Origin of the sequence: Nonomuraea turcica, assembly GCF_030718205.1 — a bacterium.
GTDB lineage: Bacteria > Actinomycetota > Actinomycetes > Streptosporangiales > Streptosporangiaceae > Nonomuraea.
The window spans coordinates 34,460-54,267 of record NZ_JAUZQF010000005.1 but is presented as its reverse complement, the minus strand read 5'-3'; the positions used below and the strand labels follow the sequence as shown (position 1 = coordinate 54,267).

At 69.4% G+C, this 19,808-nt stretch carries 22 protein-coding genes; 14 read left to right on the top strand and 8 right to left on the bottom strand.

Annotated elements, in window-relative coordinates; translation table 11 throughout:
• The first annotated feature begins 114 nt into the window (after positions 1 to 114).
• The 3 genes from Q9G87_RS14695 to Q9G87_RS14685 are packed head-to-tail and all read left to right on the top strand — an operon-like array spanning position 115 to position 1,820.
• Positions 115 to 927, top strand: coding sequence for a DUF4158 domain-containing protein (locus tag Q9G87_RS14695; protein WP_305916885.1), 813 nt, complete (start codon positions 115 to 117; stop codon positions 925 to 927).
• Complete coding sequence (locus Q9G87_RS14690; RefSeq protein ID WP_305916884.1) at positions 899 to 1,243, top strand: hypothetical protein; 345 nt, start codon at positions 899 to 901, stop codon at positions 1,241 to 1,243. Before Q9G87_RS14695 ends, Q9G87_RS14690 begins: the two co-directional genes overlap by 29 nt.
• A 46-nt stretch (positions 1,244 to 1,289) precedes the next feature.
• Complete coding sequence (locus Q9G87_RS14685) at positions 1,290 to 1,820, top strand: hypothetical protein (protein WP_305916883.1); 531 nt, start codon at positions 1,290 to 1,292, stop codon at positions 1,818 to 1,820.
• A gap of 113 nt (positions 1,821 to 1,933) precedes the next feature.
• Here the strand turns inward: Q9G87_RS14685 and Q9G87_RS14680 are convergent, their stop codons facing one another.
• Entirely contained in the window at positions 1,934 to 2,686 is a 753-nt protein-coding gene (locus tag Q9G87_RS14680) for an SDR family NAD(P)-dependent oxidoreductase (RefSeq protein ID WP_305916882.1), read from the bottom strand.
• 26 nt (positions 2,687 to 2,712) lie between these two features.
• Positions 2,713 to 3,582: a helix-turn-helix transcriptional regulator gene (locus tag Q9G87_RS14675; RefSeq protein ID WP_305916881.1), complete on the bottom strand. Its 870-nt coding sequence runs from the start codon at positions 3,580 to 3,582 to the stop codon at positions 2,713 to 2,715.
• 210 nt (positions 3,583 to 3,792) lie between these two features.
• Between Q9G87_RS14675 and Q9G87_RS14670 the strand changes: the two genes are divergently transcribed.
• The 8 genes from Q9G87_RS14670 to Q9G87_RS60665 all read left to right on the top strand — a co-directional run bounded on the left by Q9G87_RS14670 (position 3,793) and on the right by Q9G87_RS60665 (position 7,679).
• Positions 3,793 to 4,380, top strand: coding sequence for a recombinase family protein (locus tag Q9G87_RS14670; protein ID WP_305916880.1), 588 nt, complete (start codon positions 3,793 to 3,795; stop codon positions 4,378 to 4,380).
• A 229-nt stretch (positions 4,381 to 4,609) separates the two neighbouring features.
• The gene (locus tag Q9G87_RS14665) at positions 4,610 to 4,828 is read left to right on the top strand and encodes a hypothetical protein (protein ID WP_305916879.1); all 219 of its coding nucleotides are present in this window, start codon (positions 4,610 to 4,612) and stop codon (positions 4,826 to 4,828) included.
• Positions 4,829 to 4,895: 67 nt separating this feature from the next.
• Entirely contained in the window at positions 4,896 to 5,273 is a 378-nt protein-coding gene (locus Q9G87_RS14660; RefSeq protein ID WP_305916878.1) for a DUF2089 domain-containing protein, read from the top strand.
• Positions 5,273 to 5,530, top strand: a complete 258-nt coding sequence (locus Q9G87_RS14655) for a hypothetical protein (protein ID WP_305916877.1) — start codon at positions 5,273 to 5,275, stop codon at positions 5,528 to 5,530. The genes Q9G87_RS14660 and Q9G87_RS14655 overlap by 1 nt, the downstream gene beginning before the upstream one ends.
• An 11-nt stretch (positions 5,531 to 5,541) precedes the next feature.
• Complete coding sequence (locus tag Q9G87_RS14650; protein ID WP_305916876.1) at positions 5,542 to 5,964, top strand: SHOCT-like domain-containing protein; 423 nt, start codon at positions 5,542 to 5,544, stop codon at positions 5,962 to 5,964.
• A gap of 9 nt (positions 5,965 to 5,973) precedes the next feature.
• The gene (locus Q9G87_RS14645) at positions 5,974 to 6,276 is read left to right on the top strand and encodes an alpha/beta fold hydrolase (protein WP_305916875.1); all 303 of its coding nucleotides are present in this window, start codon (positions 5,974 to 5,976) and stop codon (positions 6,274 to 6,276) included.
• On the top strand, positions 6,273 to 7,070 hold the full coding sequence (locus Q9G87_RS14640; RefSeq protein ID WP_305916874.1) for an alpha/beta fold hydrolase: 798 nt from the start codon (positions 6,273 to 6,275) through the stop codon (positions 7,068 to 7,070). Before Q9G87_RS14645 ends, Q9G87_RS14640 begins: the two co-directional genes overlap by 4 nt.
• A gap of 324 nt (positions 7,071 to 7,394) precedes the next feature.
• Entirely contained in the window at positions 7,395 to 7,679 is a 285-nt protein-coding gene (locus Q9G87_RS60665; protein ID WP_371825774.1) for a DUF1707 SHOCT-like domain-containing protein, read from the top strand.
• A gap of 182 nt (positions 7,680 to 7,861) precedes the next feature.
• On the opposite strand, the gene Q9G87_RS14630 is transcribed toward Q9G87_RS60665, so the two are convergent.
• The gene (locus Q9G87_RS14630) at positions 7,862 to 9,457 is read right to left on the bottom strand and encodes a carboxylesterase/lipase family protein (protein ID WP_305916873.1); all 1,596 of its coding nucleotides are present in this window, start codon (positions 9,455 to 9,457) and stop codon (positions 7,862 to 7,864) included.
• A 131-nt stretch (positions 9,458 to 9,588) separates the two neighbouring features.
• On the opposite strand from Q9G87_RS14630, the gene Q9G87_RS14625 reads away from it, so the two are divergent.
• Both Q9G87_RS14625 and Q9G87_RS14620 read left to right on the top strand, forming a co-directional pair.
• Positions 9,589 to 10,182, top strand: a complete 594-nt coding sequence (locus tag Q9G87_RS14625; RefSeq protein WP_305916872.1) for a TetR/AcrR family transcriptional regulator — start codon at positions 9,589 to 9,591, stop codon at positions 10,180 to 10,182.
• A 336-nt stretch (positions 10,183 to 10,518) separates the two neighbouring features.
• Positions 10,519 to 11,529 carry an ABC transporter substrate-binding protein gene (locus Q9G87_RS14620; RefSeq protein ID WP_305916871.1) on the top strand — a complete coding sequence of 337 codons (1,011 nt, stop codon included), beginning with the start codon at positions 10,519 to 10,521 and terminating at the stop codon, positions 11,527 to 11,529.
• Here Q9G87_RS14620 and Q9G87_RS14615 read toward each other — a convergent pair.
• The 4 genes from Q9G87_RS14615 to Q9G87_RS14600 form a co-directional block, all read right to left on the bottom strand.
• Complete coding sequence (locus tag Q9G87_RS14615) at positions 11,526 to 12,326, bottom strand: substrate-binding periplasmic protein (RefSeq protein WP_305916870.1); 801 nt, start codon at positions 12,324 to 12,326, stop codon at positions 11,526 to 11,528. The two genes, Q9G87_RS14620 and Q9G87_RS14615, sit on opposite strands and share 4 nt — an antisense overlap.
• Complete coding sequence (locus Q9G87_RS14610; RefSeq protein WP_305916869.1) at positions 12,323 to 13,651, bottom strand: hypothetical protein; 1,329 nt, start codon at positions 13,649 to 13,651, stop codon at positions 12,323 to 12,325. Before Q9G87_RS14610 ends, Q9G87_RS14615 begins: the two co-directional genes overlap by 4 nt.
• 145 nt (positions 13,652 to 13,796) lie before the next feature.
• Entirely contained in the window at positions 13,797 to 14,453 is a 657-nt protein-coding gene (locus tag Q9G87_RS14605) for a maleylpyruvate isomerase N-terminal domain-containing protein (RefSeq protein ID WP_305916868.1), read from the bottom strand.
• A gap of 151 nt (positions 14,454 to 14,604) precedes the next feature.
• Positions 14,605 to 15,750 carry a serine hydrolase domain-containing protein gene (locus Q9G87_RS14600; RefSeq protein ID WP_305916867.1) on the bottom strand — a complete coding sequence of 382 codons (1,146 nt, stop codon included), beginning with the start codon at positions 15,748 to 15,750 and terminating at the stop codon, positions 14,605 to 14,607.
• 140 nt (positions 15,751 to 15,890) lie between these two features.
• Here Q9G87_RS14600 and Q9G87_RS14595 point away from each other — a divergent pair, with 140 nt between their 5' ends.
• Entirely contained in the window at positions 15,891 to 19,067 is a 3,177-nt protein-coding gene (locus Q9G87_RS14595) for a BTAD domain-containing putative transcriptional regulator (RefSeq protein WP_305916866.1), read from the top strand.
• A 103-nt stretch (positions 19,068 to 19,170) separates the two neighbouring features.
• Here Q9G87_RS14595 and Q9G87_RS14590 read toward each other — a convergent pair whose 3' ends face one another.
• Positions 19,171 to 19,707 carry a hypothetical protein gene (locus Q9G87_RS14590; RefSeq protein ID WP_305916865.1) on the bottom strand — a complete coding sequence of 179 codons (537 nt, stop codon included), beginning with the start codon at positions 19,705 to 19,707 and terminating at the stop codon, positions 19,171 to 19,173.
• Positions 19,708 to 19,808: the final 101 nt, after the last annotated feature.

The following is a 19,808-nucleotide window of genomic DNA, read 5'->3' as shown; positions in this document are numbered from 1 at the left end:
AGAACCGCTGTCCGCCAACGTGTTACATCCCGTGTCCGCAGCTGGGGAAGGTCTTCTGTCCGCGAACATGTCACGGAGGAGGTCAGCCCACATAAGCCCAGAACCCACATTGGGATGATCTTGAATGGGCGGGGTGAGCCGGGAGGCACGTGCGGTGACGCCGTCGAGCGGACCGCCTATCGGGTTCCGCGCTTGATGATGACGCGAGAGCTGTACCTCTTCTACTCCCCCTCGCAGGAGGAGCTGGCGTGGGCGCGGGAGAAGACCGACACCGATGAGCACCTGCTGGCGCTGACGCTCGCGCTCAAGTGCTTTCAGCGGCTGGGCCGCTTCGTCAAGGCCCGCGAGATGCCGCCCGTGGTGGTGGAGCACTTACGGCGCTGCCTGGAGCTGGGTGAGGGCGTCGCGCCGGTGTATGCGTCGCCGCGTACGGCGGAGTCTCATCGGGTGCTGGTGCGGCGCCGGGAGGGGGTGGCGTACGCGCCGGGCAAGGCCCGCAAGATCGCGGCCAAGGCGATGACTCGGGCGGCTTGGGTGAAGAACCATCCACCGGATCTGATCAACGTGGCGTTGGAGCGGCTGGCGCAGGCACGGTTGGAGCTGCCGGCGTTTTCGACGCTGGACAGCATGGAGTCGACGATCCGTGGCCAGGTCAACGGCCAGATCTTTCAGACGATCTGGCGGTGGCAGGACGCCGAGGACCAGGCCCGCATCGAGGCGTTGCTGGTGGTCGGGCCGGGCGGCAATACCGATCTGGACCGGTTGAAGAAGCCGGCGCGGCGGGCGAGTTGGTCGAAGTTCAAGGACCAGGTCGCCCACGTGGCGTGGGTGGAGGGGTTGTGCGACGCCGAGTGGGTGCTGGAGGGCATCGCCGCGGGTCGCGTTGCTGGTGTGCCTGGTGCACACCGCCCAAGCGCGGGCGCGTGATGACCTGGCCAAGATGTTGTGCAAGCGGATGGCGGCCACCGCCAAGAAGGCCAAGGCCAAACTGGAGGAGATCCATCAGCGGCAACGGCAGGTGGTGGAAAACCTGATCGGCACCTACCGGGGCGTGCTGCAGGGCCTGGTGCCGGGCGGGCCGGTCGAGGTGGCCGAGGCCGCGGCCGCGCAGATGGTGATGACGGCCTTGACGGCCATGACCGGTCAGGTCGGTGATGTGGGCGAGGACACCGACACCGGCGGCAGTACTGAGGCCGGCGGGGACACCGAGGCATCTGAACACAGGGCCCACCGAGGCATCTGAACACAGGGCCGACTTGGGAGCCGCGGTCGAGGTGTTGGTCAAGGCGGTGCGAATGCAGGTGGCGGGGATGGGGTCGGTCCGCCAGGTGGTGGAGCGGGCCGGCGGCGCGGCCGCGCAGCTGGCCGACATCGAGGAGGTCACCGCCTATCAGCACGACAACCACGAGCTGCTCATCCAGCAGTTCTTCAAAGCCGACCGGTCGACCATGCTCGCCCTGGCCGCCGTGCTGAGGTTCAAGGCGACCTCGGCCGATCGCAGCGTCTGGAGGCCTTGGATCACGCCCTCACCTACTGGAGCAAGACCCGCGACTTCATCCCCGCTCGCGGCACGGATGGCCGTCGCCTGGATCTGGGATTTGCCTCGGCCAACTGGCTGCGCGCCATCCGCGGAGGCGATGGTATTCGCCTACCTGGCCGAGGAGCTGCGCACCGGAGACATCGCGGTCGACGGGGCCGCCGAGTACGGCGACTGGAGCTCCCACCTGCTGACCTTCGATCAGTGTCGGCCCCTGCTGGCGGCCTACTGCGCCGAGGCGGGCCTGCCGGCGACGCAGGCTACGCCGACAACGAGGACCTGACGTTCGCTAAGGATGGCGCCCCGACGACTTCGACCCCGACCTGCCCGAGATCGACTTCACCACCGTGTCCGAGGCGGCGTAGCGGTGGGCCTGCTACGACTGTTGTACGGCTGTCAAAGGCGCAGCCCGAGGGGCGCCGCTCCCACGAGGCCGCCGTCGATAACGAGGTCCTGACCGGTGATGTACGACGCGTCGTCCGAGACCAGGAAGGCGACGGCAGCGGCGACATCGTCCGGATGGCCGAGCGAGCCGAGCGGCACCTCCGCCAGGATGCGGGCCTCCGCGTCGGGGTCGATGGCGGACCGGTACATCTCGGTCTCGATGTAGCCGGGGCTGACGGAGTTGACGCGGATGCCACGCGGCGCGAGGTCGGTGCCGAGCGTGCGGGCGAGATTGTGCACGGCAGCCTTGCTAGCGGCGTAGATCGAGGCCGCCGGGAGGCCGCGGTGCAGGGTCCAGGATGCGTTGATGACGACGGCGCCTCCGTCGCCCATCAGCGGCAGCGCCTTTTGGATCGTGAAGAACACTCCCCTGAAGTTGATTCCGACGGTGTGGTCGAAGTCCTTCGGGGTGAACTCTGGCCTGAAGTCCGCAATACCGGCATTGGCGAAGACCGCGTCGAGGGCACCGCGCCAGGTCTCGACGCGCCGCACGAGGAGATCGAGGTCGGCGTCAACGCTGACGTCCGCGCGGACGGGCAGGACCCGCTCGGAGCCCAGGCGTTCTGCCGCGGTGTCGAGGCGGACCTGGTCGCGACCGGTGATGACGACGTACGCGCCCTCATCGAGAAGCCTGCGCGCGGTCGCGAACCCGATGCCGCTGGTGCCGCCGGTGATCAAAACTGTTTTGTTCGTGAATCGCTTCATGCCGACGATCCTCGAGCGGCGGGAGCTTACGCGGCAGTGTTGGCTGAACCTGGGTCTGACACCACCACCAAGCGCTCCAGCAGGGCCTCCGTTCCCGTCCCAGGCGCGGGGGTGTGCAGCCACAGGCGGTGGCCGGGCAGTTCGGGCAGCGGCAGAGTGGTGGCCTCGAAGGTCAGCGTCCCCAGGCCGGTAATCTCCAGGGCCTTGGTGCCGTGAGTGGGACCGCCCACGGGGAGTTCCGCCCAAATCTCGGCGAAGGCGGGGCTCGCGGCACACATGTCCGCGGCCAGGCGGCCGAATTCGGGATCGTCGGGGTAGCGGGCGGCGTCCGCCCGGAACAGGCCGACCATCGCTCGCGCCGCGTCGTGCCAGTCCACGACTGCCGCACGGTAGCGGGCGTTGGTGAAGAAGCTGACCAGGCAGTTGTGGTCGTACTCGTTGCACTGGAACACGATCTCCGCCGCGCGGTTGGCCGCGAGGACGTTCCAGTGCCGGTCGATGACGTACGCCGGCCGCGGCAGCCAGCCCTCCAGCAGCCGCCGCACGGCATCGGGGACCCGTCCTTCGGACGGCGCCGCCTGCGGCGGGTTGAGGCCGGCGAGGAGGTACAGGTGCTCGCGCTCGGCGGGCTCCAGGCGCAGCACCCTGGCGATGGCGTCCAGGACGTCGGCGGAGACGTTGATGTCGCGTCCCTGCTCGAGCCAGGTATACCAGGACACTCCTACGCCGGCGAGCACCGCCACCTCCTCCCGCCGCAGCCCGGGCGTACGGCGGCCCTCGCCTACCGGCATGCCCACGTCAGCGGGCATCACCCGGGCCCGCCGCGACCGGAGGAACGCGCGCATCTCGGAACTGCGCCGCTGCCGCGCATCTGTGGAGAGCCGGGAAATGCCCATCAGGTCATGCTATGTCGTGATTAACAGACCTCGTCTGTACGGCGCGCCCACGCGTGTCGCTGCCCGGGGTTGCTGCCGGTCGGGCCGCCTCGTGCGCGAGCGCGCTGTGCCGCGGCGTTTTCTGGATAGAGGTTTCTGGGCGGTGTCGCGCCTGGTCGCTAAGGTGTCCGGAAAGGTAAACGTTTCTGGACACCGCCGGCAGGATGGCTAATGACCGTCGGGGCGTACGCACGAGTCTCGACGCGTGACCAGAACCCGCAGCTCCAGCTCGACGCCCTGGCGGACAGCGGCTACGACGAACTGGTCATGGAAAAGGAGTCGGGCAAGCGTGGCGTCGCGCGACCGGCGTGGGAGGCGCTCTTGGCGCTGCCCAAGGCGGGCGACACGCTGAAGTTCTGGAAGTCCGATCGGTGGGGCCGCTCGGCGGGGCACGTGCTGACCACCGTCAACGAGCTGCGCGACCGCGGCATCACGGTGGCGTCGTTGACGGAGAACTTCGATCTGAGCACCAAGGAGGGCCGGTTCATGTTCGCGGTTCTTGCCGCTGCCGCGGAGTACGAGCTGGAGCTGCGCGCCGAGCGTCAGGCGGAGGGGATCGCCGCCGCCAAGCGCCGCGAAGCCACTGGCGCCATGCTGCCCGGCAAGAAGAAGACCGGTCGGCCGCGCGTGATCGGCCCCGCCGAACTGGCCACACTGCGTCGCCTGGTCAACAACGGCGTCTCGGTCACCGAAGCCGCCCGCACTTTGAAGATCGGCCGTTCGACGGCCTACGAGGCCCTGGCGAACACGCAGGATTGATCAATCCTTACCGTTCAGTCCTGCACGGATCCTCCCCGACCCCGGACCTCGCCGGCGACCACACGCGCTGGCTGTCGTCGTACCTGCCGATCCGGCAGCTCACCCGCCCGCTGGGGGACGTTCCGTGGCTGCTCTGGCTGGGATTCGAGGTCTTCACCGGAGCCGGCTGCCTGGCCCTCCTGGCGCTGGTCGCCCTTCGACGGGGACCACGCTCACCTTCGGTGTCGCCTTGGCCGCCCTGCTCGTCACCGCCGTGGCCGGGCTCACCAGCATCCTCTCCCGTCGCTGGGGGTTCACCGTGCCGCTCGACGTCCCGCAGGTCGATCCGGCCGTCTCCCCGCTGTGGTTCACCGCCGCTTGCGTGGTCTCGGCCGGGCTGCTGTGGTGGCTGCGCCTCGCCCGCGGCGTGTGGGCCTCGGGCCTCGTCCACGTCGACATGAGAATCTGATGATGATCTCAAAAAAATTAAGATCAACATCATGAAAGTTTACTTTGAATCAGGTATAACTTTAGATATGACGGAAGAGACGATGGATTGGCAGGAACTTACGAACCTGACCCGGGGCCGGCCGTTCGTCGTCGAGCGGGTGCGCCTGGCAGACAGCGGCGTCGCGATCGAGGGCGGGTTCGAGCTGCCGCAACTGGCTCAGCTCAGCGTCGAGGATCAGGTCTTCGTCACGGCGTTCGTGCGGTGCCACGGTTCCATCAAGGAGATGGAACGCATCTTCGGGGTGAGCTATCCGACGATCAAGGCGCGGCTGAACCGGATCACACAGATGCTTGACTTCGTCGAGACCGATCCGGCGCCGTCGCGGGCCGACATCATCGATCGGCTGCGCCGTGGCGAGATCACCGCACAGCAGGCACTGTCCGAGTTGGAAGGGCCCGCGTGATGCCGCAGTTGGTGACCGTACGGGTCGAACGCCCAGACCATCGTGCCATCCGGATCTGGGTGCCGGTCCTGCCCGTGGTGCTCGTCCTTTCACCGGTCATGGTCCTAGCCGTTCTGGGTGCGGCCGTGGCCTGCCTCGTGTTCAGCATCAGCTTGGTGCGCGCGCTCGGCACTGGCTGGCGCATCGTCTCGGCGTTGCCCGGCACCCGGGTCGACGTCGAATGCCGCCGTACGGCGGTGCTCGTATCCATCCGGTAGGAGAGGTTTCGATGAACGGACAGCGCAAGGACGTCCTCGACATGCTGGTCGAGGGCAAGATCACTGCAGAGGAGGCGGAGCGGCTCCTCGTTGCGCTCGAACGAGACCAGTCGCCGGCGGCTTCGCGCCTCGAGCCCCGGCCGAAAGGCAGGGCGAAGTACCTGCGGCTGGTGATGGAGTTCCTCGAGGACGGTGAGTCAGGGCGGCTCAACGTGCGGGTGCCGCTGCAACTGCTGCGAGCCGGTGTGCAGCTCGTCGCCCTGATCCCGCCGCGGGCGCTGGATCGGGCCAACGCCGAGCTGGTCAAGGCGGGCGTGCCGATCGACCTGACCCAGCTCAAGCCCGCACAGCTCGAGGCGCTCGTGGAGCACCTCGACGAGACGATCGTGGAAATGGAGGCGCCCGATGGCCACCTGCGTGTCTTCTGCGAGTAACGGGAAACCATGACCAGCCGGCAATCCACCCGGACCGGCATGGTGCCGGTCGATGACACCGCGCTGTACGTGCGCGACACCGGCGGGCCCGGCCATCCGGTGGTCTACCTCAACGGCGCCTATGCCGACCAGGCGCACTGGCGGCGCGTCATCGCTGACCTCGGCAGCGACTACCGGCACCTCACCTACGACGAGCGCGCCCGCGGCAAGTCGAAGCGCTCGGTGGACTATTCATTCGAGGGCGCCGTCCGGGACCTGGCCACCGGCACCAGCCACCGTTCCCGATTCACTTCTGAGAAAGAGAGACCATGACCATCAAGCGATCCCCCTGGACCGGCATGCTCCCAGTAGACGATACGGCCTTAGCCGTCACCGACACCGACGGCGACGGTGTCCCCGTGATCTACCTCAACGGCCACGCCGCCGTTCAGCGGCAATGGCGGCGGGTCCTCGCCGAGCTGGGGACGGAGTGGCGGCATATCACCTACGACATGCGGGGGCGTGGTAAGTCGAAGCGTTCGGCGGATTATTCGTTCGAGACGAACATCCGAGATGTCGATGCTGTCCTCGCAGCCCGGGGTGTGGCCCGGGCGGTGGTGGTGGGCTGGTCCTATGGAGCGTTTGTCGCGGCGCACTGGGCCAGCCGGGATCCGGCCCGTACCGTGGGCGCGGTCTTGGTGGAGGGCGCGCAGCCCTACGACTGGTTCGACGAGTCCATGGAACCGGGGATGCGCAAGATATGGAAGCGCATCTGGTGGCCCATGCAGCTGCTGCGCCCGTTCGGTATGGCTCCACGGATGACCGGCGACCAGCTGGCAGACAGCAACATCGAGGTCGGCAAGATCGCCCGCGAGCGTGACCTGGGCCCCGTGCTGGACAGCATCACCGTCCCGGCGCGCTACGTGGTCGCTTCTGGGGAGTCCTTCGGAAGCCAGGGCGGGCACGAACGGGTACGCGCCAGCCTCCCCGCGGTGACTGCCCGCAATCCGAACATCCAAATCAGCGCGAAAGTCGCCAGCAACCACGGTTCGATCCTGCGTAAGGACTATCGCGCCATCGCCGAGGCCGTACGTGAGGTCGCCGCCCTCGACCACGAGGGGAACTGAAGACGCCGCCGTCACGGTGAATCCCGCACGGGAGAATCACCGACCCTTCCTGGCTAACCCCACCGCGGGGCCGCAGCGGAGGGCGGCCTATTGTTTCGATAGCGATCGAACATTTCGGACCTCGGTATGCGCGCTGTGCGAATCGACCGCTTTGGTGAGCCTGCTCGCCCATTCGGTGGCGAGATACCGGTGCGTGTCGTCGCCTCCGCCATCATCGCCCTCGCCTGGTGTGCCGGCATCCTCATCGTCGCGTACGCCTTCGCCATGAACACGTACCGCCGCAAGATCTCCTAGGCGGAAGGACTCAAGACGAACGGAGACCTGATGACGACACGCGCGATCCACGTGCAGGGTCTTGAGAAGACCGGCTCACCCGCGCTGCGCGCGTCCGACGCGGACCGCGACCGGATCATCGAACTGCTGCGCGCCGCCGTCGCCGACGGCCGGCTCGACCCGGTCGAGTTCGACGAGCGGCTGGACGCGCCCGTTTCCGCCATATTCCGGTGGCACCCCTTCTTCGGCGTCATCAACGTCGACGTCGAGGCGAAACCAGCCAAGCTCACACCAGCGGATGGTGGCCGCTGCGGTCCGCGTAAGAGCTGGGGCTGATGCCCGGAGATCGACCGCCGCGCCACCTGGACGAGGCCGGGCGAGCCGATGGCCCACGCACGGCGCGGGCCGTCGTCGTTGCCGGGCACCGGCGGGCTCCGTGACGGGGGGCCGGCGCGGCGGGTCCGGCGTTGGGTCCCGGGAGGTACATGCCGTGGCCGCCGCGGAAGCTCGCGAACGTCTCAGCTGTTCAGTGACGTCCAGAAGTCGTAGCGGTGGTCGCGGGCGAAGTCGGCGGGCTTGATGCCGTCATCGCCCGGGGCCAGGGACTGGATGGCGGCGCGCGCGGTGGTGAAGGGATGCCAGGCGGGTGCGCCGGAGCCGTTGGGGTCGCCGGTGCGGGCGAAGCGGGTCCAGTAGCCGATCATGTGGCCGGCCAGGTGGCGCTGCTGGCCGGTGAGGGGCTGGTTGTAGCCGACGTCGAACAGGTAGGGCAGTTCGGCCGCATGGTAGGCGCCCATGTCGTAGGGCTTGGGGAAGGCGGCGAACCACGGCGCGTTCGCGTCAGCGAACTCGAAGGCGTAGGTCGGCACGTGCCGTGAGAGTGCCCTGCCGGTGTCGAGGGCGGGGCGGGCGTATTCGGCGTCGGTCAGGGCGGTGGCCAGCGCCTGGCTGGGGGAGGCGTAGGCGGACAGGGGGTAGCGGGCCAGGACCTTGCCGGCGTGGGCGCCGAAGGCGGCGTGGACCTCCTCGTCGTAGCGGTCGGCGGGGATTGGGCCTTGGTACTTGGCCATCTCCAGTCCCCAGACGTGCATGCGCTGCTCGTGACGGTTGATGCCGTACAGCACCGGAACCCGGTGGAAGCGGCCGGACGCGATCGCCTGTGCCGGACTCAGAGGGAGGAAGGCGCCGCCGGTGACCGGGCCGAAGCCGGGCTGGGCGGGATCCGAGGCGGCCTTCAGCAGCTTGTCGGCCGGGACCGCGCGCAGCTGCCGGGCGGTCGGTGACGCGCCGAGGTTCAGGCGCTCGACCAGGGCCTGGCCATCGCCTTCTGCCTGCGGGCGGGGGCGCGGGTTGTTGGCCATGGCCAGGGAGGGCGACCAGGGGGCGGTGCAGGGGGCGCTCTGCAGGATCGCCCGGTGGAACAGGCCGGACGATCCGGGTGCGGTCAGGTGGGCGCAGACGCCGATGGCGCCGGAGGACTCGCCGAACAACGTGACATTGCCCGGGTCGCCGCCGAAGGCGGCCGCGTTGCGCCGGACCCAGCGCAGGGCGGCCTGCTGGTCGGCGAGCCCGTAGTTGCCGGACACACCGTCGGCGTCGCGCAGGGCCGGGTGGGCCAGGAAGCCGAAGGCGCCGAGCCGGTAGTTGACGGTCACCACGATCACCTCGCCATGGGCGGCGAGGCGGCGGGCGTCGTACAGGTGGCCGGCCCCGTCCTTGAAGCTGCCGCCGTGGATCCACACCATCACCGGCAGCTTCCGGCCGGACCGGGTGCGGGGAGTGGTCACGTTCAGGTACAGGCAGTCTTCGCTGGTGCTGCCGCCGCCCAGGTGGTCACCGGTCTGCGCGCACATCGGGCCGGGGGTGGTGGCCTGGCGCGGCTGAGTCCAGGCGGGGGCGGGGCGGGGGGCCCGCCAGCGCAGCTCACCCACCGGCGGGGCGGCGTACGGGATGCCCAGGAACGAGCGGTGGTCCTCCGCGACCAGGCCACGCACCGGCCCCCGGTCGGTGCGGACGAGTGCCTCGCTGTCCGCGGCCGCCGCCGTGGGGGTCAGGATCGCTCCCGCAACGCCCAGGGCCGTCAGCCCCGCCGCGAGCTTGCCCCTATCAGTCATCCGTCCATCTCCTCGCATCAGTGATCTGTCCGACGCCGAGAACCGTACAACCGACTTAGGCGATCGCGCAAGACGAACGAATGAGGCAGTCGCCTAAGGCGTTCGTCTGATTCTTGGGGTAGGCTTCGGCCATGGGTAACCGCGAAGATCTCATCGCCGGGGCCAAGCGCTGCCTGTACGACAAGGGTTACGCGCGCACCAGCATCCGCGACATCACCGCCGCCGCCGGTGGGGTCAGCATGGCAGCCATCGGCTACCACTTCGGCTCCAAGGAGGCGCTGCTCAACGAGGCCCTGTCACAGGCTTCGCAGGAATGGGGCGAACAGCTGGCCCAGGCGCTGTCCGCCGTCCCCGACGATCCCGGGGCCGGCCCGCTGCAACGCTTCGAGGCGGCCTGGGCTCAGATCATCAGGTCCTTCGACCTCCACCGGCCGCTGTGGGCCGCCACCTTCGACGTCATCGGGCAGGTCCAGCACGCCGAGCAGGCTCGCGCCTACTTGGCCGCCGGCCTGGAGCACGCCCGCCTCGGCCTTGCCCAGGTGCTCGGCGGCCTCGACCCGGCCAGCCCGAACGCCTGGGCGGTGGGTGGCTTCTACCAGGCGCTGCTGACCGGCGTGATGGCCCAGCACCTGATCGACCCCGAACGAGCCCCCACCAGCCACGACCTGGCCACCGCCTTGGCCTTGATCAGCGGCCGGCCTGTGACCGAACGAGACGCTCCGTGACCCCGCCCGACGTGTCCCAACTGCGCCAAAGCTCACGCTGGCGAACCGCGAGCCGCCCTCGAGGACCCGCACTGGCCCACGTGGAAGACCTCCACGGCCCGGACGGGACTCTGCGCGCGGTCGGTCGCTCGCGTGGGACGGGACGGCGGACGCGGGTGCGGCGCGGCGTTCCGCCGGAGCTGCCGGCACGGATACGGCCCGTGTCGCGATGAGGTGAGGGGAGGCCTGGTTTTACGGAGGTCTTCCACACGGAGATCGGTTGCGTGACTCTCATGACCGAGTGTCGAATGGGATCGGCACATGAGGCGGGACGTCGGCGAACCCCTGGGAGAGGCCATGAGGCCGTTGGCCATCGCATTGGTAGCGATCCTGATGGCCGCGGGCTGTTCGACGCCGAGACGAGACAAGATCACGGTGGCGTGCGGCGCGAGCGAGCGATGGTGCGCGATGATGGTCAAGAGATTCTCCGATGCCACCGGCGTGGAGGCCGACTTCGTCCGGCTGTCGAGTGGAGAGGCGCTGGAGCGGATCAAGGCGGCCAGGGCGCGGCAGGAGTTCGACGTCTGGCATGGCGGTCCTGCCGACTCCTACGTGGCCGCCAAGAGTCTGGGACTGCTCGAGCCGTACAAATCCGAAAAATCCAGTGAAATCCGGCAGGGGTGGGCCGATCGGGAGAACGCCTGGAGCGGGATCTACGCCGGCGTGCTGGCCTTCTGCAACAACACCAAGGAGCTGGCCAAGCGAGGCATGCAGCCGATCCGCTCCTGGCGGGAGCTGCTGGATGAGCGGCTGCGCGGCGGCGTCGCCCTGGCCCATCCGGCCACCTCCGGAACCGCCTACACCGCCCTGTGGACGCACGTGAGGCTCGGCGGCGGCGATCACGACGCGGCGCTCGGCTACCTGCGCAGCCTCCACCCGAACGTGCTGCGATACAACTCTTCCGGCAGCGTAGCCGCCGTGCAGGCGGCCAAGCATGAGGCCGCGGTCGGCGTCGTGTTCTCCCACGACTGCGTCGCCGCCCAGGAGCAGGGTTATCCGAATCTGCAGGTGACCTTCCCGCAGGAGGGCACCGGCTACGAGCTCGGTGGCCTGGCCGTGCTGGCCGGGGCCCACAACCCCGGCAGCGCACGCACGTACGTCGACTGGGCGCTGAGCGGGGCGTCCCAGCAGCTGGGGCCGCTGGTGCAGTTCTACGCCCTGCCCACCAACACCAAGGTGCCGGCGCATTCCAAGGCGGCCGACCCGGCGGCGGTCAAGCTGATCTCCTACGATGTGGAGGTCGCCGGGCGGGCCAAGCAGGCGCTCGTCGACCGGTTCAGCGCGGAGATCGCCCGGCCGCCCGCCTAGGAGCAGCCCTCGAACTGCGGGACCGAGACCACCGACAGGTCGATGCCTGACTTGCCGAACCACTTGTCCAGCAGCATGTGCGCCGTGCCGTCCTGGTACATCTGGGTGATGGCGCGGTTGAGCTCCTCACAGCCGTCGACGTCGCCCTTGCGCACGCCGATCGACGTGCGTTGCTCGTTGAAAGCCGCGCCCACCAGGTGCAGGTCCACGCCCGGCTTGGTGAGCAGCCCCGCCAGGATCTGGCTGTTGGTGGAGATGGCGTCGATCCTGCCGTCCTTGATCATCTCTAGGCAGACGTTGTAGTCGGGTGCCTCGACGGCGATCGCCTCGACCCGGCGCTCGTCGATGATCCGCTGGGCGATGTTCGTGCCCCGCACCCAGCAGATCTTGCGGCCCTTCAGGTCGCGGACGTCGCGGATGACGCCCCTGTCGGCCGGCCGTACCGCGATGTCCTGGAAGTCGACGTGGTACGGCCCGGCGAAGTCGATCACCTTCTTTCGCTCCGGGGTGACCGACATGTGGGCGAAGACCAGGTCGGCACGCCCGTCGGTGAGCACGGTGAGCTGGTCGCCGGCCTTGATCTCCAGCCAGCGGATCTGCTTGCCCAGCCGGGACAGCAGATCCTTGGCCACGTCGATGTTGAAGCCGTCGTAGGCGCCGTCCTGTCCTTTGAAACTGATCAGCGGAACGTCGGAGCGGATCGCGACGACCACCTCGTCGGTGTCCACGAGGGAATCGGGCCGCGCGGTGCCGCAGGCGGTGAGCAGCAGAATCAGGCAGATCAGCAGTTTTCTCACCGGTACTCCCTGAGCCGCGGCCAGACGCCGGCGAGAATGAGCAGGGCGCCGGTGGCCAGCCCGCCCGGGATCGACCGCCACAGCGTGTCCAGGGCGCCGTCGCCGCTGTCGATGGCGCGCTCGAAGTCGGACTCGTGCCGCCGCACCAGCTCCTCCAGCACCGTGTCGTAGCTTTCGTAGGCCTCGGTGAGCTCGCCGTCCCAGAACTTGATCGCCGCCTCGGCCGACATCGTCCGCATCCGCGCGTCGGCCTGCTGGAACCTCTGGTAGGCGGCGAAGAGCCGTTGCCGGTCCTGGCCCGTCAGGCTGCCGAGCAGTCCCTGGAAGTTCGCCTGCAGCTTGCTCTGGTAGTCCGGCAGGCTGGTGGACTCGACGGCTGCGATCGTCCGGGACTTGTCCAGGAAGGTGTGTTCGTAGGTGTCCTTGCGGAAGCGGTCGAGCAGGTAGCGGCTCTGGTCTCCGTGCATGCTCGTGCTGATCGCCCGTGCTCTGGTCAGGGTGAGCACCGCGTCGAAACCGCGGCGCTTGGCCTCCTCCAGCGCCTGGCCCTGCCGGGTGAGCAGGGCGGTGCCGGTCACCAGGCCTGCCGCGGTGAGCATGGTGGCGGCCACCAGAGCCGGCGCGAAGACCCGGCGGAACCTGCGGGTCAGGTAGGCCTGCAGGACCAGCAGGCAGGCCAGCGCGAGCAGCCCGGTGACGATGACGGCGGAGCGGGCCAGCGAGGTGGCCGAGCGCTCGGCGTCGTGCGCGCGCCTGACGATCGTCCCGGTTTCCAGGGTCAGGTTGTAGGCCTGGGGGAGCAGTTCGCGGTGCATGAGGTCGGTGGCCTTCTGATAGGCCTCGACCACATGGTCGGGCGGCTGTCCCGCGGTGTGCTGGGTTTGCATGTCCAGCAGCCGGGCCTGGGTGGCCAGCCGTTCGTAGCGGCCCAGCCCCTCGATCAGCGACTCGACCGTGCGTTGCTCGGAGGGGTCGTCCAGGGCCAGCCGGTAGGCCTTGAGCAGGCTCTCGGAGATCTCCAGCCGCCGCTGGTCATAGCTGGTCAGGTCGGCCTGCTGCTGCGGGCCGTACTCTCTGCCCAGCAGCAGGGTCTCGGCCACCAGCGCGTCCATCTCCGACATCTGCCGATACAGGCCCGTGGTGGCGAGCACCTGCGGCCCGGCGTCATGCCCGATGGTGCGCAGGCCGGAGCCCGTACTCGCCGCGCCGGCCAGGATCGCGGCCAGCAGCAGTGCCAGCGTGAGCAGGGACAGCCCGGCCAGTGTACGCACCCGCCCGGAGACCGACTCCGAACGCCGGACCGGCGGCCTCGCCGTCACCGTCATGGCCTGCTCCGGCGGCAGACGCCGGGATCGTTGGTGCGCACCGCGCGCCTCCCGAGATCGGCTCGTCCTGGGAAATCGAGCATGGCCGCGGGCGCGGCAGGTCCGCAAGAGGGGCCAGGCCCGAAGATCCCGTTCGGGCAGACGATCATCCGAGGACGAGCGGGAGTTTCGCGGCCAGCTCGCCCAGTGCGGCCTTCTCCGCGTCGCTCGGGGCACGCCGTCCGGTGCCGACCAGCAGCGCGTCCTTGTCGGAGAACGACGCGGGGAACGCGGCCCCGGCGATCTTCTCCAGCATCTCGCGGGACCGGCCGAGCCCCTCCGCGGGTGGTCCCGCCACCTCCGGCAGGTGCGCGACCAGGTCGAGGTGGTGCAGCGTCCACTCCAGGACGTACGCCGCGAGATAGTCGCCCGCGGTGAGGACCTCATCGCGGGTGGCGACCCGCAGGCCCGGGTCGGCGAGTTCGGCGGCGCGGCCGGCGGCGGAGCCGACGTCGTCGAGGTGGAACTTGAGCAGCCGAGGCTCCTCATACGCGGCGGCCAGCCGGACGATCAGCGCGTCGAGCGGGTCGTCCCCGGTCGGCGGCGTTTCGGCGACGTCCCAGTAGGTCACCGCGTCGCGGGTCGGTTCCGTCGCGGCGGGGGTCACCAGGGTGATCAGGACGTCCTGAGCGTCGATGACCAGATGGCACACCAGGTCCCGCACGAGCCAGCCGGCACAGCCGGACGGCTGTGCGAAGTCCTCGTCCGGGAGTTCGGCGACCGCCGTGCGCAACGCCGTCCACGAGCGTGAGAAGAGATGCACATCGGCACGGTAGTGCGGAGCCGCACGGGCGGACAAGCGCATGGGGACGGTCCGGCTCGCGTGCCCGGCCGCCGCCGGCGAATGGTGGACGGCGTCCACCGGCTCGCGCCGGCCCCTAGCGGACATCGCGAGCCGGTGGCGGGCAGCGTGCTTATGCACCGATGGAGATGCCGAACTCCGCTTGGATGATCTTGAACATGAGGTCCCAGGTCTTCCATTCGGTGTTGGTGTGGACGGCGATGGTGTGCCGGTCGTCGGGGGTGCCGACCGCGAAGAAATAGGATCCCCAGAGGCTGCCGCCGACGCCGCGCAGCGTCCGGCCGCCCGTGGCCTGCTTGTCGAACTCGAACAGGCCCAGGCCGTAGCGGGCGTGCGGCATCCAGTAACCACCCTCGGTGGAGACCGTGGTCCACATCTGCCGGTGCTGGGCGGGCGGCAGCAGGCTGCCGCCGGCCATCGCGTTGACGAAGCGGATCATGTCGCCGGTGGAGGAGACGACATTGCCGGCCGACCAGGCCAGGGAGGAGTTGAACTCGGTGACATCCAGGGGCGGCAGGCCGGGCTCCTCGATCAGTGATTCCCAGTTCTCCGAGGTGACTGTCGCCGGGTCGGCGCCGTCCTTGAAGAACAGGTTGGAGTACGCCCGCGGGTGCGGATCGGGGTATCCGGTGTCCTGGGTGGGGCGCACGCGGGTGTGGGCCAGTCCGAGCGGCTGGATGACCCTGCGCTCGACCTCTTCGGCGTAGCTGCTGCCGGTGACCTCCTCGATGATCGCCCCGGCGAGGTGGAAGCCGCCGTTGGCGTACTCGAAGCGTTCGCCGGGCTCACCGACCGGCGGCTGGGACACCGCCACCCTCAGCAGTTCCTCGGTGGTGAAGGTGTCGAAGCGATGCTGGAGGAATCCGGAGCGGGTGGCGTAGCGGTGGGACACCTCCGGCGCCAGGCCGGTCGCGAACAGCCCACTGGTGTTGCTGAGCAGGTGCCTGATGGTGATCTTGTTGCCGTCGTAGCCGTTGACGTTCACCACACCCGGCAGCCACTTGTTCACCGGGTCGCCGAGGCTCAGCCGGCCCTCGGCCTCCAGGGTCAGGACCACGGCGGCGGTGAAGGCCTTGCCGCTGCTGCCGGTGTGCACGTATTCCCCCGGCCGGCGCCGGGCGCCGGTCTTGAGGTCGGCCACGCCGGCGGTGCCGAACCAGGTCCGGTCCTCGTCCTTGACCTCGGCGACGATGCCGGGGATGCCGACCTCGGCCACCGCCCAGTCGAGCACCTGCTGCACTTTCTCGTGCGCTGCCATTGCACTGCCTTTCGGACGTTTCTTACCTACGCCCTCCACGGTGTCCACCGGCGCTTACACACCTCTTAGAACGCTCTTTTAGCCGGCACGGCGCCACTTTCACGAGCACGCGCGCCTCTGTGTCCTCATAGCCTTTGTGCATGCGGATTGAGGTGCTGGGACCGGTCCGGGCCTATGCCAACGATGGTGCGCCGATCGATGTCGGCGGCGTCATGGTTCGCGCGCTGCTGGCCCGGCTGGCACTGGCCGAGGGCGAGACGGTGTCGGTCGATGCACTCGTCGACGGCCTGTGGGGGGAGCATCCGCGCGGGGGCACCGTCAATGCGCTGCATGGGCTGGTGCACCGGCTGCGCAAGGCTCTGGGCGGGGCCGGGGTCGTGGAGAGGGCGGCCGGCGGGTACCGCCTGCACGTACGCGCCGAGGACGTCGACGCGGTCCGGTTCGAGGCGAAGGCCAAGCGGGGCGGTCGCGAACTGGCCGCGGGCGCCGCGCAGCGAGCGGCCTCGCTGCTGGACGAAGCGCTGGCGCTGTGGCGGGGAGACGCGCTGGCCGACGTGCGCGATGCGCCCTTCGCCGGTACGGCCGGCACGCGGCTGGAGGAGCTGCGCGTCGCGGCCATCGAAGACCGGTTCGAGGCGGAGCTGCGACTGGGCCGCCACGACGAGATCCTCGCCGATATGGCGGCGATGGCCGCCGGCCACCCGTTGCGCGAACGGCTGGCCGGATTGCGCATGCGAGCCTTGCACGCGGCAGGCCGCCAGTCCGATGCGCTGGCCGTGTTCGAACAGGTCCGCGGCACGCTCGCCGAGGAATTGGGCGTCGACCCGTCCGAGGAACTACGCCAAACGCACCTGGCCATGGTGCGGGGCGAGCTGACGATCCCCGAGGCGGAACAGGCTCGGCCGGAGGCGGCGCCGGGCCGTCTGCCGGCCCTGCTGACCAGCTTCGTCGGCCGGGCGGAGGAGCTGAGACTGCTGGCCGGGTTGCTGGAGACCTCCCGGCTGGTCACCGTCGTGGGGCCCGGAGGAGTGGGCAAGACCCGGCTGACCGTGGAGGTGGCGAGCCGGCATCGGGCCCATCAACGTGGCCGGGTCTGGCTCGTCCCCCTGGCCGGGGTGAACACCGCCGACGGGCTGCCCGAGGCGGTGCTGGGCGCGCTCAGCGTCGCCGATGCCCAGCCGTCTGGCACGCCACTGGATCGAGTGGTCAGTCTGCTCGCCGGTGGTGAAGGCGTGCTGGTGCTGGACAACTGCGAACAGATCTCCGGACCCGTCGCGGAGTTTGCCGGGCAGCTGCTGGAGCGCCAGCCGTACGTGACCATCCTGGCCACGAGCCGGGAACCGCTGGACGTCATGGGTGAGACGCTGTGCCGTCTGGGCCCGCTCGACCTGCCCCCGGCCCACGCGGATTCCGCTCAGGCCGGCGAATCGGACGCGGTGCGGTTGTTCCTCGATCGCGCGGCAGCCGGACAGCCCGGCCTCGTACTCGACGCGCCGACCGCGACCTCGGTCGTGGACATCGTGCGCCGGCTGGACGGGCTGCCGCTGGCCCTGGAGTTGGCCGCAGCGCGGCTGCGGACCATGAGCGCCGGCCAGCTCGCCCGGCGACTGGATGACCGTTTCCGGCTGCTCAGCACCGGCAACCGGGCCGCCCAGCCGCGGCAGCAGACCCTCCATGCGGTCATCGAATGGAGCTGGGACCTCCTCACCGATCAAGAACGGACGCTGTCCCGCCGAATGTCGATCTTTCCGGCGAGAACCGGGATCGCCGCGATCGAGGCGGTCTGTTCGGATGAGACGCTCCCCGCCGGCGAGGTCATCTATCTCCTGGACTCCCTGGTCGACAAGTCCATCGTGGAGCGGGCCGGCCACGCGTACCGGATGCTGGAAACCATCCGAGCCCATGCGGCGGACAAGCTTCGCCTCGCGGGGGAAGCCGAAGCCGTCCTGCGCAGGCTCGCGCGGCACTTCGCCGACCTGGCCGAGGAACACGAGCCGCTGCTGCGCTCGGACAAGCAGGCAGAGTCGCTGCGGCTGTTCCAGGCCGAGTACGACAACCTGATGTTCGCCCTGCAAACGGCCATCGACGGCGGCGACGCCGAGACCGCGGCCCGGATTCTCGGGCCGCTGTACTGGTACTGGGTCATGCTCCGCTACGACGCTCGGGCCGATGCCTACGTCGCCAAGGTCGCCGAGTTCGGCGACGCGCTGCCCGCGGAAGCCCGGGCCGCGTTCACCGCGATCCACCTGGTAGCCGGCGAGGGCGGGCCGATCAATGAGCCCGAACGGCTGCGCGCGCTCATCGACGACTGCGTGCACACGGGCGCGCTACGGCGTTATCCGATGCTGCTGACGACAGCGCTGATGATGGCGCTGATACTCGGGTTGGACGAGCTGGTCGACCAGGAGATCGCCCGGGTGCGCAGCGGCTCGGACCGCTGGGCGATCGCCTGCACCTTCATGATCGAAGCCATGCGGTATCGCGAACGGGGCGACCGGGAAGGCTCCGCGACCGCGATGGCGGCGGCGCTGCACGCGTTCAAGGAGGCGGGCGATCGGTGGTGGACGGCGAAGACGCTGTACGGCCTGGCGCAGATCCACGCCATCGCCGGTGACCACGACAAGGCGATCGCCGCCTACGAGCACAGCCTCGCGATCGCCACCGACCTCGGCTCGCAGGATGAGGTCTCAACCCGGCTCGGACTCGCCACCGAACGCATGCGCGCCGGCGACCTGACCGGCGCCCGGCACGACATCGAAACCGCCGAACGAGCGGCATGGGAGCGCGGTCACCGTGTGCTGGAGATCGAGGTCCTGGGCAGCCTGGCCGAGCTGTACCGCCGCTCCGGCGCGATCGAACGGGCCAACCAAGAGCTCGACCGGATGGAGACACTCGCCCGCCGGCTGCGCCTTACGGCGGAGACGATGGAGAACCTCCTCGTGCCCGCCAGGATGGCGAACCTCCTCACCGCCGGGGACGCCGCACCCGCGCGCGAGCTGCTGCCCCGTGCCATGCAGGCGGCGCAGGCGCACAGGAACACCCCAGCGGCCGCGCAACTCCTGGCTCGGCTGCTGTTCCTGGAGGACGATCCGGCCGGCGCGGCCACCGCGCTCGGCCTGAGCCAGGCCATCCGCGGCACCTTCGACCACGGCGACACCGAACTGCGCTCCCTCGCGGAGACGCTCTCGCAATGGCTCGGCCGTGCCGACTACGACACCGCCTACCAACGGGGCGCCGACATGACACCCCACGAGGCCACCGACCGGCTGACAAAGCTCGCGCTCACGGAGGTGGTCTGCCCGCCGGCCCGGCGTTAGTCGAACGTGTCGCCGGCCAGGGCGGCCAGTTTCCGCTGCGCCGGGGTCCACCTGTAGTGCGGTGGCGGCGGCCGGGACGGCGGAGGTCGCCCCTGGGTGGCCGCTATCCACCCGGGGTCACGGTCGCGCCGGGCAGTGACTCCTGCTGAGCTTCCCGCGAGCCGACGACGGCGTTGAGCCCGCCGTTGACGGGCTGCGCGACCGCGTCGCCGGAGACGAAGGGCTTCGACGTCTCCCCTTCGACCCTGATCAGTATCCTGGTGGGGGTGCAGAACAAGCTGACCTTACTCTCGCTGGAACTACCCACCGCCGGCTCCATCGGCCCGGAAAACCCTCCTTCCCGCCCCGGGTGCCCCTCGGACGTGGTCAGATCGACGTACATGCTCCAGCCGGAGTCGGACAGCCCGCACCGGCCGGAGGAGTGAATCCACGCGATCAGGTCGTGAGAGCCGACCCTGATCTGCGCCAGTGCACGCTCCGCCTCGTCGGGCAGTTTCCGGTGGCCGGTCAGGCCGTTCAGCTTGACCAACGGCCACTGGGCCGGGTTCTTCAGCAGCGGATTCGCAGGCGGCGCGGAACACGCGCCGAGGGCCGGTAACAGCAGGAACGCGACCACGGTCCGCGCCAGACGATTGATCACTGTGATTCCCTGTTCGTGACGACTCAGACGATCTTGAGTCTACGCATCTCCCCTGACGCACAAGCGCCACACGCTGCGCGAGATGCCGCCCGGCGGCATGG